Source organism: Ideonella sp. (assembly GCF_041918995.1).
In the GTDB taxonomy this organism is placed as follows: Bacteria; Pseudomonadota; Gammaproteobacteria; order Burkholderiales; family Burkholderiaceae_C; genus Ideonella.
The window spans coordinates 43,959-56,888 of sequence record NZ_JAYRUN010000015.1; the positions used below are offsets into that span (position 1 = coordinate 43,959).

The window sequence follows — 12,930 nt, forward strand, 5'->3', positions numbered from 1 at the left end:
CGAACACGACGACCCCCCGCCCGGAGCCCGACGCCATGCTGATGCAGACCACCACCGCCACCGCCACCGCCGCCGCGCAAGCCATGCAGGGTGCCGTCCGCAGCCGCGCCGCCGAGGAGAACCAGCGCGCCGGCCAGGCGATCGTCGAGATGCTCAAGCTGGTGAACGACCAGATGATGCCGCAGCGCCGCCTGGTGCGGGCCGGCGAGCGCATCTACCAGGCGGGCGAGGCGTTCGGCCACCTCTACGTCATGAACTCCGGCCTGTTCAAGCTGGTGAACCTGTCGGCCGACGGCCGCGAGCAGGTGGTGGCGCTGAAGTTCCGCGGCGACTGGATGGGCTTCGACGGCATCGCCTCCGGCCTGTATGCCTGCGACGCCGTGGCCATGGACACCGGCGAGGTCTGGGTGCTGCGCTACGACGAGGTGCTGGCTGCCTGTGCCAACCGCCCGGCGCTGCTGCGCGTGCTGCACGAGGCCATGAGCCGCGAGATCGCCCGCGACCGCGACTCGCTGATGAGCGTGTGCTCGCTGCCGGCCGACGCCCGCGTGGCCGACTTCCTGCGCTACTGGGCCGATTCGCTGGCCAAGCGCGGCCTGCGTACCGACCAGATCACCCTGCGCATGACCCGTGCCGAGATCGGCAACTACCTGGGCATGACGCTGGAGACCGTGAGCCGCGCCCTGTCGCGCCTGGCCCGCCAGGAGCTGATCCGCTTCACCGAGAAGGGCCGCCGCGACGTGCACATCCCCGACGTCGATGCCCTGGCCGCCTTCGTGCAGCACAGCCTGACGCCCGCGCCCGCGGTGCTGCAGTGACGCCGACGGCGTCCGGCACCCGCGGGCATCCCCCGGCCGGTGTGGCCTGGTGGGCCTGGGTGCTCGGGCCGGTCGCCGTGCTCGTCGTGCTGGTGGGTGTGCTGGGCGCGTGGTCCAGCGCCCGGCTGGCGCGTGATGAATGGCTGGACCAGCTGGACACCATCGCCCGGCTGAAGGCCCAGGCGCTGGGCGGTGCGGACCTGGACGCCCTGGCCGAGCCCGCACGCTCGGCCGCCCGTGAGCTGCTGCTGGCGGTGCCCGCCTCCGCAGGCGAGGCGCAGGTGGAGCTGTCGCGCCAGGGGGCCAGCCTGCCGCTGGCGTCCACCGAACGCGTGTATTCCCATGCCGTGCCGGTACCGGGCAGCGACTGGCAGCTGCGCATCGCCTACCCGCGTGCCCGGGTGGAGGGCGACGCGCTGGCCCACGCCGGCTGGGTGCTGGCGGTGGACGGCCTGGTGCTGGCGCTGGGCGCCGGGGCCGCCGGCCTGTGGGTGCAGCGCCAGCGGATGCGCCGCCTGCGGGAGGACCGACGCAGCGCGCGCGAGCGCCTGCAGGCCCTGCAGCTGCTCGACGGCCTGTGCCACGCCACGCCCGACCTGGTCTACGCTTTCGACACGCGCGGGCGCTGCCTGTTCGCCAACCCGCGCGTGCGCGCGCAGGCGCCCGGCCCCACCGACACGGCGGAAGGCCTACCGGTGGAGCAGGTGCTGCCGCCGGCGCTGGCGCGCCGCTGGCGCGAGGCGCTGGACGGCCTGCGCCGGGGCGTCGACACCGTGCAGGGCGAGACCCGGCTGGACGCGCCGGGCGGCGAGCGCTGGCTGCTCGACACCTTCGGCCCGCTGCGCGATGCGCAGGGCCAGCTGATCGGGGTGTTCGGCATGAGCCGCGACATCACCGAGCGCCGTCGCGCCGACGACACCCGCCGCCAATGGGCGATGGCCTTCGAGAACACGCGCGACGGCGTCATCATCACCTCGGCCGACGCCACCATCCTCGCCGTCAACCGGGCGTTCAGCGACATCACCGGCTACGCCGCCGCGGCGGTGGTGGGGCGCACCCCGGCGATGCTGTCGTCCGGCCGCCAGGACGGCAGCTTCTACGCCGAGATGTGGAGCCAGCTGCGCCGCCAGGGCCACTGGCAGGGCGAGATCTGGAACCGCCGCTGCAACGGCGAGGTGTACCCCGAGTGGCTGACCATCAGCGCCGTGCGCGACGACGCGGGCGGCGTGCAGAACTACGTGGGCGTGTTCACCGACATCAGCCGCATCAAGCGCAGCGAGGCCGAGCTGGAGCGCCTGGCCCGCTATGACCCGCTGACCGGCCTGCCCAACCGCCTGCAGCTGCAGGACACGCTGGAGCGCGCGATGGAGCGCCGTGGCCGGGTGGGCGGCCGCCTGGCGGTGCTGTACATCGACCTGGACGGCTTCAAGACGGTGAACGACAGCCTGGGCCACCCGGCCGGCGACGAGCTGCTGGTGCGCATGGCCGCGCGCCTGCGTGGCCGCCTGCGCGAGGGCGACACGCTGGGCCGGCTGGGCGGCGACGAGTTCCTCGTGCTGCTGGAATCGGTGGCCGACACCGACGAGGTGGTGATGGTGGCGCAGTCGCTGCTGCGCGCCGTGGGCGAGCCGCTGCGGCTGGCGGGGGGCCGCGAGGCCTACGTCACGGCCAGCATCGGCGTGAGCCTGCACCCCGACGACCGCGGGGCGACCGCGGTGGAGCTGCTGCGTGACGCCGACGCGGCCATGTTCCGCGCCAAGGACGACGGCCGCAACCGCTTCCGCTTCTACACCGGTGACCTGCACGCCGAGGCCATGGCCCGGCTGGACATGGAGGCCGCGCTCAGCCGCGCGCTCGGCCGCGGTGAGTTCAGCCTGCACTACCAGCCCAAGGTGCATGCCGTGGACGGGCGCCTGGCCGGCGTGGAGGCCCTGCTGCGCTGGGAGCGGCCGGGCGGCGAGATGGTGTCGCCCGCCGTGTTCGTGCCGCTGGCCGAGCGCATGGGGCTCATCCACGCCATCGGCGGCTGGGTGATCGACGAGGCCTGCCGGCAGATCCGCGCCTGGCTCGACGCGGGCCTGCCCGCGCCCCAGGTGGCGGTGAACGTGTCGGCGCGCCAGTTCGCCGCGGGCGACCTGCCGGATGTGCTGGCGGCCGCGCTGCAGCGCCATGGCGTGCCGCCGCGCTGCCTGCAGGTGGAGCTGACCGAAAGCGCGCTGGTGGACCGGGCGGGCGAGGCCGAGACGGCCCTGCGCCGCATCCGGTCCCTGGGGGTGTGCGTGGCGCTGGACGACTTCGGCACCGGCTACTCCAGCCTGGGCTACCTGCACCGGTTCCCGATCGACACGCTGAAGATCGACCGGGCCTTCGTGCACCGCATCGAGCTGGGCGCGGAAGGCGCGGCGCTGGTGGACGGCATCATCGCCCTGGCCCACCGCCTGCAGCTGCATGTGGTGGCCGAGGGGGTGGAAACCGCCGAGCAGGCGGAGCACCTGCGCGGCCAGGGCTGCGACGAACTGCAGGGCTGGTACTTCGGCCGCCCCATGCCGGCGGCGGCCCTGCAGGCCGTGATGCAAGCGGGCGCCATCCGGCCGCTGCCGGCCGGCGAGGAGCCGGCGCTGGCGATCTGAGCCGCCGGGTCGCGGGCGGCCTCAGCCCCGCACGGCCGCCAGCGCGCGCGCCATGGCGGCGGCGAGTTCGCCGCGCCCGTAGGGCTTGCGCAGCAGTTCCCAGTGCTGGGGCGAGTCGCGGTCGGCTTCGAGCAGCTCCTGCGAGAAGCCGGACATCAGCAACACGGCCATGCCCGGCAGGCGCCGCTGCGCCTCGGCGGCCAGGGCGGTGCCCCGCATGCCCGGCCCGAGCGCGATGTCGGTCAGCAGCAGCTGGTGCGAAGCGCCGGCATCCAGCAGCAGCAGCGCCTGCTCGCCACTGGCCGCGGCGGTGACCTCGCAGCCCAGGCCGGTGAGGAAGGCGCGCACCACCTTGCGCACCTCGCCGTCGTCCTCCACCAGCAGCACCTTCAGCCCGGGCGGCAGGGCGTGGGAAGCGAGGCCCGCCTCGGCCGGCTCGGCGCCCGCCGGCTGCCAGGGCTGCGGGATGTACAGCGTGACGGTGGTGCCGGCGCCCGGTGCGCTGTCGATGGCGATGGCGCCATTGGACTGCTTGACGAAGCCGTACACGGTGGACAGGCCCAGGCCGGTGCCACGGCCGGCGCCCTTCGTGGTGAAGAAGGGCTCGAAGGCGCGCTCCTTCACCGCCTCGGGCATGCCGGTGCCGTTGTCGATCACCTGCAGGGCCACGAAGTGCTCGTGGCGGGCGCTCGGGTCGCCCAGCTCGCGGCCCACGCCCTCGGGCAGGCGCTGCACCGGCTCGGCCCGGAAGCGCAGCGTGCCGCCGTCCGGCATGGCGTCGCGGGCATTGATGGCGATGTTCAGCAGCGCCGATTCGAGCTGGCCCGGGTCGGCCATCACCGGCGGGCAACCGGGCGCCACCTCGGCCTCGATGCGGATGCGCTGGTCCAGGGTGCGGCGCAGCATGTCGGCCAGCGAGGGCACCATGGCGGAGACGTCCACCGCGCTGGGCTGCAGCACCTGCCGCCGGGCGAAGGCCAGCAGCTTGCTGGTCAGCTCCGCGGCGCGCCGCGTGGCGCGCAGCGCGGCCGCCACCAGGGGCGGGGCGCCGGCGTCGGCGGCCAGCGCGGGCCGGTCCTCCAGCACCTGCAGGTTGCCCTGGATCACGGTGAGCAGGTTGTTGAAGTCGTGCGCGATGCCGCCGGTGAGCTGGCCCACCGACTCCAGCCGCTGGGCGTGGTGCAGCGCGTCCTCGGAATGGGCCCGCTGCAGGCTGGTGGCCAGCTGGTTGGACAGCGACTCGAGGAAGCGCTTCTCCTCCTCGCCGAAGCGCTGCGCCGTGCGGGACCGGGCGGTCAGCGCACCGATGGCCCGGCCGCGGTCGAACAGCGGCACCGCCAGGGCGCTCACCAGCCCGGCGTCCAGGTAGGACGCCGGCACCGTGTAGCGCTGCTCGGTGCGGTAGTCGGCGATGACCACCGGCCTGCCCTCGTGCACCACGAAGCCGGGCGGCGTGTCGGGCCGGTTGGGCACGCGGTCGCCCGGGCGTTCCATGGGCAGGTCGCCGGCGCAGGCGGCCACGCGGAACTGCTGTCGGTCCTCGTCGAGCATGAACAGCACCGCCATCTCGACCTGCAGCGCCTGCGCCACGATGGCCGGCACCTGCTCGAGCAGCTGCTGGGGGCTGCGCGTGTCCACCGCCTGGCGGCTGAACTGCGCCAGGTGCTCGCTGTAGCGGGCCCGTTGCAGGGCCCGCTTCACGCGCGGGTAGGCGCCGACGTCGCGGATGGCCGCCACCACGAACGGCAGCCCCTGCGACTGCAGCGGCGACAGGGCGATCTCCACCACCACTTCGGTGCCGTCCTTGCGGCGGGCCACGAGGTCCATGTCGGTCGTCCCCATGGGCCGGGCGCGCGGCGTGCGGCCGTAGGCCTCGCGGTAGGCGGCATGGCGCGGCCGGATGCTGTCGGGGACCAGCGCCTCGACGCTCAGGCCGATGAGCTCCTGCACCTCGTAGCCGAGCAGCAGCGCGGCCGCCGGGTTGGCCAGGCTGATCGCGCCGGCCTGGTCCACCAGCAGCAGGGCGTCGGGGTAGGCGGTGAACAGCGAGCGGTAGACGGCCTGCGGGTCCACGCCCACGGGCAGGGCGGGCGCGGGCGCGGCGCCGCCCGGCGTGTCGGGCGCGGGCGGCACCGGGGGGTAGCTGTGCATGGCGTCAGCCGGCCGTCACCGGCGGCACGAAGAGGTAGCCGGCGCCACGCACCGACTTGATGATCTGCGGGTGGTCCGCGTCGTCTTCCAGCTTGCGCCGCAGGCGGCCCACCTGCACGTCGATCGTGCGGTCGAACGGGCCGGCCTCGCGGCCGCGGGTCTGCTCGAGCAGGAAGTCGCGCGACAGCACGCGGCCGGGGTGATGGGCGAAGGCGACGAGCAGGTCGAACTCGCCGCTGGTCAGGGCCACGTCCTGCCCCGCCGGCGAGAGCAGCCGGCGCGCCGCGGTGTCCAGCGTCCAGCCCTCGAAGTGCAGGCTGCCCCGCGGCCCCGCCGGCGCGCTGGCGGCCGGCGCGCCGGGGGCGGCCGCCGGCGCGGCCGCGCCTTCGCTGGCGGGCGCCAGGCGGCGCAGCACCGCCTTGATGCGGGCCAGCAGCTCGCGCAGGTCGAAGGGCTTGGTCACGTAGTCGTCCGCGCCCACCTCCAGGCCCACGACCTTGTCGATGGCGTCGCCGCGGCCGGTGACGATGACCAGGCCGCAGTGCCAGTGCTCGCGCAGCTGGCGGGCGATGGAGAAGCCGTCCTCGCCGGGCAGGCCGAGGTCGAGCAGCACCAGGGCCGGCGGGTCCTGGCGCATGAGCGCCATCAGCGCGGCGCCGTTGTGCAGCTCGGTCACGCGGAAGCCCTGCGCCTGCAGGTAACCCGCAAGCAGCTGGGTGATGTCGGGCTCGTCGTCCAGGACGGCCAGGTGCTGGGCAATCGTCACGCGGGGGGAGGGCGGCGGGCCGCCGAGGCGGCGCACCACCTTGGTGTGGTCGTCGGGAACCGGTGGAGCGTAGCAGCTTCGCCGCACCCGCCGTCCGCGTGGGGGCTCCCACCCCCGGCCTTGGGGCATCATGGCCGCGTGGACACCGACACCTTCACCCTGCCGCCCCCGCTGGGCGGCCTGGCCGCCGCGCTGGCCATCGGGCTGCTGTTCGGCCTGGAGCGCGGCTGGAGCACGCGCGAGGCCGCCGAGGGCAGCCGCATCGCCGGCCTGCGCACGTTCAGCCTCATCGGCCTGACCGGCGGCACGCTGGCCAGCCTGGGCGCCGCGGCGGCGCCGTCCCTGGCCGCCGGGCTGGCCGGCCTGGCGGTGCTGATGGCCGTGGCCTGGCGCGAGGCCGTGCGCCGCGGCGCGGGCCTGAGCGCCACCACCGCCGTGGCGGCGCTGGCCACCTACGGCCTGGGCGCGCTGGCGGCCAGCGGGCACGTGCTGCCGGCGCTCGCGGCGGCCATCGTGGCGGTGGTGCTGCTCGACTACAAGAGCGCGCTGCACGGCGTGCTGCGTCTGATCGAGCACCAGGAGCTGCGGGCCGGGTTGCAGATGGGCGTGCTGTCGGTGGTGGTGCTGCCGCTGCTGCCCGACGCGGGCCACGGCCCGTGGGGCGTGCTCAACCCCTACCGCCTGTGGTGGGCGGTGGTGCTGCTGGCGGGCCTGTCGCTGGCCGGCCATGTGGCCATGCGGCTGTCGGGCCCCACCCGCGGCGTGCTGCTCACCGGGCTGCTCGGCGGCCTGGCCACGTCCACCGCGGCCACGCTCACGCTCGCGCGGCGGGCGAAGGCGGAACCCGCCCTGCTGGAGCCGGCGGCCGCGGGCGCCCTGGCGGCGGCGGCGGTGATGTTCCTGCGCATTGCCATCGTCGTCGCGGCGTTGCAGCCGGCCATGGGCCGGGCGGTGGCGCCGGTGATGGTGGCCTGTTCGCTGGCCGTGGCCGGTTTCGCCGCCTGGCACTGGCGGCGCCGCGGGCCCGATGCGGCCGCCGTGGACGGCGAGCCGGTGGCGCCCTTCGACCTCGGCACCATGCTGGGCTTCGGCGTGCTGCTGGCGGTCGTGCTGGTGGGTGTGGAGGCGGCCAAGCGCTGGTTCGGGGACGCCGGCATCTACGCCGTCACCGCGCTGTCCGGCCTGGTGGATGTGGACCCGGTGGTGGTCTCCATGACGCGCCTATGGGCGGCGGGCGGCACCGCACCGCTGGTGCCGCTGGTGGGGGTGGTGCTGGCCACGCTGGGCGGCATGGTGTCCAAGCTGGCCTTCGCCTGGACGGCCGGCGGCTGGCCCTTCGGCCGGCGCATCGCGGTGGCGTATGCCGCGTCGGTCCTCGTCGGCGCGGCGGCCGCGACGGCGTGGTGGTGAGCGGCCCCGGCCGTTCGCCGCTCAGCGCGGGTGCTGCTCGGCGGCGGACTGGCAGGCGATGCAGCGGGTGGCGGTGGGCTGGGCGATGAGGCGGGCGCTGGCGATCGGCTCACCGCAGTCGCTGCACTGTCCGTAGTCGCCGGACGCCAGCCGCTCGCGGGCGCGCTCGATCTGCTGCAGCTCGGCCAGGTGCAGGGCCAGCTCCGCGTCGTCCACCTCGGCCTCGGCCTCGTCGGCGGCGCCGTCCTTCAGGTCGGTCACCTCGGGCCCGGTCGACTCGGGCGGCTGGCCACCGGCCACCAGGGCCTGCAGCTGGCGCTCGCGCTCGTCGAGCCACTGGCGGATGCGGTCGGTGGGCAGGGCGGTGGACATGGCGAATCCCTCGGGGTGGTGGGTGGCGGCCGGTGGCCGATGCCCCATTGTTCGCCGCCGGCGCGTGGCGGTCTTGACGGGCCTCAAGCCGCGCCGGGCACCAGCACCGCCGCGCCGAGCAGCCGCCCGGCCCGCAGGTCCGCCAGGGCGTCGTTGGCGTGCGCCAGGGGGTAGGGTGTGGCATCCACGCGCAGCGGCACGCGGCCGGCCATGTCGCGCACCACGGCCAGGAACTCCGCCGCGTCGGCCCGGGTGAGGTTGGCCACCGACAGCAGCTGCCGCTCCTGCCACAGCAGGCGGTAGGCGAAGGCCGGGATGTCGCTCATGTGGATGCCGCCGCAGACCACCCGGCCGCCGGGGCGCACCGCGGCCAGCGCGGCGGGCACCAGCGCACCCACGGGGGCGAAGATCAGCGCGGCGTCCAGGGCCTCGGGGGCGGGCTCGTCCGACCCGCCGGCCCACACCGCGCCGAGCGAGCGGGCGTGGGCCTGGGCGGCGGTGTCGCCCGGGCGCGTGAACGCCAGCACGCGCTGGCCGCGGTGGCGCGCCACCTGGGCCACCAGCTGCGCGGCGGCGCCGAAGCCGTACAGCCCCACGGTGGCCGCCTCGCTGGCCGGGTCGCCCGCCATGCGCAACGTGCGCCAGCCGATGAGCCCGGCGCACAGCAGCGGCGCGGCATGCAGGTCGTCCAGCGGCAGCGGCGCCGGCTCGTCGAGCGCGATGCAGAAGGCCGCTTCCGCCACCACGTGGGTGGCGAAGCCGCCGTCGCGGCCATGGCCGGTGAAGACCGGCGCCTCGCACAGGTTCTCCCGTCCGCCTGCGCAGGCGCGGCACCGGCCGCAGGTGTGGCCGAGCCAGGGCACACCCGCGCGCCGGCCCAGCCAGGCCGGGTCCACGCCGGCGCCCAGGGCCTCCACCACGCCCACGATCTCATGGCCCGGCACGATGGGCAGGCGCGGCAGCGGCAGCTCGCCGTCCACGACGTGCAGGTCGGTGCGGCACACCGCGCAGGCGGCCACGCGCAGGCGCAGCTCGCCCGCACCGGGGGCCGGCAGGGGGCGCTGCGCGGGGCGCAGCGCCTCGCCCGGCGCGTGCAGCGCCATCACCTGCATGGTGCCGGGCTCGGCGGGGCTCATGTGGAACGCACCTTCACCCGTGCCCCGTCGCGCACCGCGGAGCCGGGGTAGATCACCACCTGCTCGCCGGCGCGCAGGCCCTCGCGCACCCACGCCTCGGCGCCGTGACGGCCGCCCAGCTGCACCGGCTGCTGCACCGCGCGCCCCTCGCGCAGCACGAACACCGCCATGGCGCCCGGGGCGCCGCCGGGCACCGGGAACAGGGCCGCGGCGGGCACCTTGACCACCGCGTCGGCCGCCTCCACCAGCACGCGCACGCCGACCCGGTAGCCGTCGCCCAGCGCGGCCCAGCGCTCGGGCGGGCTGGTGATGTCGATCAGCACCTCCACGCGCTGTTCCTCGACGCCCAGCGCCGACACCTTGGTGAATGCGGCCGGCTCGACCATCCGCACCCGGCCGTCCAGCGTGCCGGCGCCGCCCCAGCGCTCGATGCGCACCGCGCTGCCGGGCACCGCGCGCAGGGCGTCGGTGGTGAGCAGCTCGGCCACCACCTCCAGCCGCCGGGTGTCGCCCAGCTCCACCAGGGGCGTGCCCGTGGCCACCGTGGCCTCGCTGGTCTGCAGCATGCGCAGCACCTGGCCGTCGATGGGGGCGCGCACCGCGAAGGCGCCCGCACCCGCCGGGCCGGCCTGCACGGCGGCCAGGGCTGCTCGCGCCTGCAGCACGCCCTGCTCGGCCGCGCGACGGTCGGCAAGCGCCGCCTCGTGCTCCTTCTGCGCCACCTGGGCGGCCAGGCGCTCGGCGTCCAGCCGGGTGGGCGAGACGAAGCCGTCGCGCGCGAGCTGCTCGCTGCGCCGCAGCTCGGCCTGTGCCTGGCCGGCGCTGGCCGCCGCGGCGGCCACCCGCGCGGCGGCGCGCTGCACCTGGGCGAGCGCGGCATCCACGCGGGCACGCTGCTCGGCCAGCGTGCGCTCGTCCAGCAGCGCCGGCAGCACCGGCTGCAGGCTGGCCACGACCGCGCCGGCGGCCACGCGGTCGCCGTCGCGCAGCGCGGGGCGTGCCAGGCGGCCGGCCAGCGGGGCGGAGACGACATAGCGGTCGCGCAGCCGGGTGCGCGCGTCCTCCTCGATGGTGGCCTCGAAGCGGCCCTGGGCCACCGTGGCCACCTCCACCTCCGGCGGCCGCGACGCGAAGGCCCAGGCCATCAGCGCCACGGCGCCGGCCAGGCCGCCGGCCAGCATCCACACCGTCTTCTGCTTCATCGTTGCGTGTCTCTCGATTCGCGGGTTGTCGTTGTCGGGGGCGCGTTGTCGGCGGGTCAGTCGCGCGTCTTCAGCGCCGCCACCATGTCGAGCCGGTCGATGCGCCGGCGCACCACCAGCGCGCTGGCGGTGCCGGCCACCAGGATGGCCAGGGCCGCCCAGGCGTGCGTGCGGGCCCGGATCACCACCGGGAACTGGAACTGGTCGGACGCCAGCAGGGCGACCACGCCATGGGTGAGCCCCGTGCCCAGCAGCATGCCCAGCGGCAGCGCCAGGGCGATGACCCCGGCCAGTTCGCCCAGCAGCAGCCCCGAGACCTCGGCCCGGGTGAAGCCCAGCACACGCAGGCTCGCCAGCTCCCAGGCGCGCTCGGCCAGGGCGATGCGCGCGTTGTTGTAGACCACGCCCACGGCGATGATCACGGCGAAGGTCGTCAGCACCGTGCTCATGATGCGGATGTTGCGGGCGCTGATCTCCTCCATGTTGCGCAGCATGGTGGCCTTGCTCCACGCGCCCGCCACACGCGGCAGCGCCTGCGTGGCCTTCAGCACCTCCGGCTCGCGGCCCGGCTCCACCGACAGCAGGAAGCCGGTGGCCAGGTCGCCCTCGCCCAGCACGCGGTTGAGCACCTCGCGGTCGAGGTAGGCGTTCAGCCCCATCATCTCCGGCAGCGTGCCGCCCAGGGGCAGGGTGAGCGTGCGGGCCCGGCCCTCCATCACCTCCACCTGCACCGGGTCGCCGGGCTGCAGGCCCAGCTGGCGCGCCAGCCGGTCGGTCAGCAGCAGCCCGCGGCCCTCGATCAGCGACTCCCGCTGGTCGACGTCGATCAGCCGGCCCAGCTCGGGGCGGCCCGGGTAGCCGCGCAGGATCGTGCGTTCGCTCAGGTGGCCGTGGCGCAGGGTCACGGGCACGTAGCGGTTGCTCTCCACCTGCCGCACGCCGGGCAGGCGCGCCAGCGCCAGTCGCGTGCGCGGCTCGTCGACCGCGTCGGTCGTCCACACCGTCACGTCCGCGCGCAGAGCCACCTTCAGCTGGGTGTCCACGATCACCTCGATGGCGTCGCGGAAGAAGTTGCCCATGATGACAATGGCCACCGCGGCCGCCACGCCCGCGATGGACAGCGCCGTGCGCAGGGGCCGGCGCTCCATGTTGCGCAGCACCATGCGCGCGGCCGGGCCGATGCGCTGGATGCCCAGCCGCTCCAGCAGCGTGCGGCGGTAGCGCCCGGGGGACGGCGGCCGCATGGCCTCGGCGGGCGGCAGCCGCACCGTGGCGGCGATGGCGTTGAAGGTACCGCCCACGGCGGTGAGCAGCGTGAGCCCGGCGCTCACCAGCAGCAGGCCCGGCGCGATGCGGTGCTCGAAGCTGGGGAAGTGGAAGAACTCGGCATACAGGCCGGTGAACAGGGTGCCCAGGCGGTCGCCCGCGGCCACGCCCAGCACCAGCCCGAGCCCCACGATGACCAGCACCAGCTTGAGGTAGTGGGCGCCGATGGCGAGGTTCGGGTAGCCCAGCGCCTTGAGCGCGGCGATCTGCTCGCGCTGCGTGGCGACCAGCCGCGACACCACCACGTTGAGCAGGAAGGCCGCCACGCCCAGGAAGATCGCGGGCAGCACCGTGCCCAGCACGCGCTGCTCCTTGATCTCGTTGTCCAGCATGGCGTGCGAGGTCTGGTCGGCGCGGCCGTGGGCCTCGCGCCCACCGTAGGGGCCCAGGCGGCGGGTGAGGGCATCCACCACGGCCTGCTCCGACGCGCCCGGGGCCAGCTTCACCGCGATGCGGTTGAACGCGCCGTCCATGTCGTAGGCCGCGGCGAGCACCTCCTGGTCCATCCAGAAGACGCCGAAGCCGCGCGTGTCCGGCATGCCCCACAGGCCCGCGAACACGAACTCGGGCGACAGCGCGGTGCCGGTGACCACCAGGGTGCGCTGGCGGCCGTTGACCAGCGCGGTGAGCGTGCTGCCCGGCCCCAGGTGGTGCGTCTGGGCGAAGGCCTCCGACGCCAGCACCTCCACCGGGCCGGTGCCCGTGCGGCCCAGCTCGGGCCAGCGGCCGGCGGCCAGGCGCACGCGGTTCATGCCCTGCGGCGCGCGCGCGTCCAGGCCGATCAGCTGGCCGATGATGGGGTCGTCCACGCCGGGCAGGCTCACCCGCACCAGCTCTTCCACGGTGGTCTGCACGTCGGCCACGCCGGGCTCCTGGCGCAGCGCCTCGGCCGCGGCCAGCGGCGCGCGGCGCACGCTCGCGAAGACGTCCGCGAAACGGTCGCTGGCGTAGAAGCGGTCGCGTGCCAGGGCCAGCGAATCCACCGCGGACAGGCTGGTGATGAAGCCGCCCACGCCGCTGGCCACCACCAGGGCGATGGTCAGCGCCTGGCTCCACAGCAGGCGCAGGTCACGCAGCAGCTTGCGGTCGAGTGCCTTCATCACGGCGGCCCGCCGGGCC

9 protein-coding genes are annotated in these 12,930 nt (G+C 75.4%); 3 read left to right on the top strand and 6 right to left on the bottom strand.

The annotated features are described in order from the left end of the window. The first annotated feature begins 35 nt into the window (after window positions 1–35). Both ACE3UN_RS14340 and ACE3UN_RS14345 read left to right on the top strand, forming a co-directional pair. Window positions 36–818, top strand: a complete 783-nt coding sequence (locus tag ACE3UN_RS14340; RefSeq protein WP_374675649.1) for a Crp/Fnr family transcriptional regulator — start codon at window positions 36–38, stop codon at window positions 816–818. Further along, window positions 815–3,448 (top strand): putative bifunctional diguanylate cyclase/phosphodiesterase, encoded by a 2,634-nt coding sequence (locus tag ACE3UN_RS14345; RefSeq protein WP_374675650.1) that lies wholly within the window; start codon window positions 815–817, stop codon window positions 3,446–3,448. Before ACE3UN_RS14340 ends, ACE3UN_RS14345 begins: the two co-directional genes overlap by 4 nt. A gap of 21 nt (window positions 3,449–3,469) precedes the next feature. Here ACE3UN_RS14345 and ACE3UN_RS14350 read toward each other — a convergent pair whose 3' ends face one another. Together ACE3UN_RS14350 and ACE3UN_RS14355 are read right to left on the bottom strand one after the other, a co-directional pair. Beyond that, window positions 3,470–5,599: a PAS domain S-box protein gene (locus tag ACE3UN_RS14350; RefSeq protein WP_374675651.1), complete on the bottom strand. Its 2,130-nt coding sequence runs from the start codon at window positions 5,597–5,599 to the stop codon at window positions 3,470–3,472. Window positions 5,600–5,603: 4 nt separating this feature from the next. Further along, complete coding sequence (locus ACE3UN_RS14355; RefSeq protein ID WP_374675652.1) at window positions 5,604–6,365, bottom strand: response regulator; 762 nt, start codon at window positions 6,363–6,365, stop codon at window positions 5,604–5,606. Window positions 6,366–6,503: 138 nt separating this feature from the next. On the opposite strand from ACE3UN_RS14355, the gene ACE3UN_RS14360 reads away from it, so the two are divergent. Continuing rightward, entirely contained in the window at window positions 6,504–7,775 is a 1,272-nt protein-coding gene (locus tag ACE3UN_RS14360) for an MgtC/SapB family protein (protein ID WP_374675653.1), read from the top strand. A 21-nt stretch (window positions 7,776–7,796) separates the two neighbouring features. On the opposite strand, the gene ACE3UN_RS14365 is transcribed toward ACE3UN_RS14360, so the two are convergent. The 4 genes from ACE3UN_RS14365 to ACE3UN_RS14380 form a co-directional block, all read right to left on the bottom strand. Continuing rightward, complete coding sequence (locus tag ACE3UN_RS14365) at window positions 7,797–8,147, bottom strand: TraR/DksA family transcriptional regulator (protein WP_374675654.1); 351 nt, start codon at window positions 8,145–8,147, stop codon at window positions 7,797–7,799. 83 nt (window positions 8,148–8,230) lie between these two features. Next, on the bottom strand, window positions 8,231–9,259 hold the full coding sequence (locus ACE3UN_RS14370) for a zinc-binding alcohol dehydrogenase family protein (protein WP_374675712.1): 1,029 nt from the start codon (window positions 9,257–9,259) through the stop codon (window positions 8,231–8,233). A gap of 20 nt (window positions 9,260–9,279) precedes the next feature. Continuing rightward, on the bottom strand, window positions 9,280–10,485 hold the full coding sequence (locus tag ACE3UN_RS14375) for an efflux RND transporter periplasmic adaptor subunit (RefSeq protein ID WP_374675655.1): 1,206 nt from the start codon (window positions 10,483–10,485) through the stop codon (window positions 9,280–9,282). Window positions 10,486–10,541: 56 nt separating this feature from the next. Continuing rightward, entirely contained in the window at window positions 10,542–12,911 is a 2,370-nt protein-coding gene (locus ACE3UN_RS14380) for an ABC transporter permease (protein WP_374675656.1), read from the bottom strand. Window positions 12,912–12,930: the final 19 nt, after the last annotated feature.

What these genes read in the sequence shown, in the direction of transcription:
- ACE3UN_RS14340 (WP_374675649.1), top strand. Translation starts at nt 36, where the DNA reads ATGCTGATGCAGACCACCACCGCCACCGCCACCGCCGCCGCGCAAGCC.
- ACE3UN_RS14350 (WP_374675651.1), bottom strand. Translation starts at nt 5,599, where the DNA reads ATGCACAGCTACCCCCCGGTGCCGCCCGCGCCCGACACGCCGGGCGGC.
- ACE3UN_RS14365 (WP_374675654.1), bottom strand. Translation starts at nt 8,147, where the DNA reads ATGTCCACCGCCCTGCCCACCGACCGCATCCGCCAGTGGCTCGACGAG.
- ACE3UN_RS14370 (WP_374675712.1), bottom strand. Translation starts at nt 9,259, where the DNA reads ATGCAGGTGATGGCGCTGCACGCGCCGGGCGAGGCGCTGCGCCCCGCG.
- ACE3UN_RS14375 (WP_374675655.1), bottom strand. Translation starts at nt 10,485, where the DNA reads ATGAAGCAGAAGACGGTGTGGATGCTGGCCGGCGGCCTGGCCGGCGCC.
- ACE3UN_RS14380 (WP_374675656.1), bottom strand. Translation starts at nt 12,911, where the DNA reads ATGAAGGCACTCGACCGCAAGCTGCTGCGTGACCTGCGCCTGCTGTGG.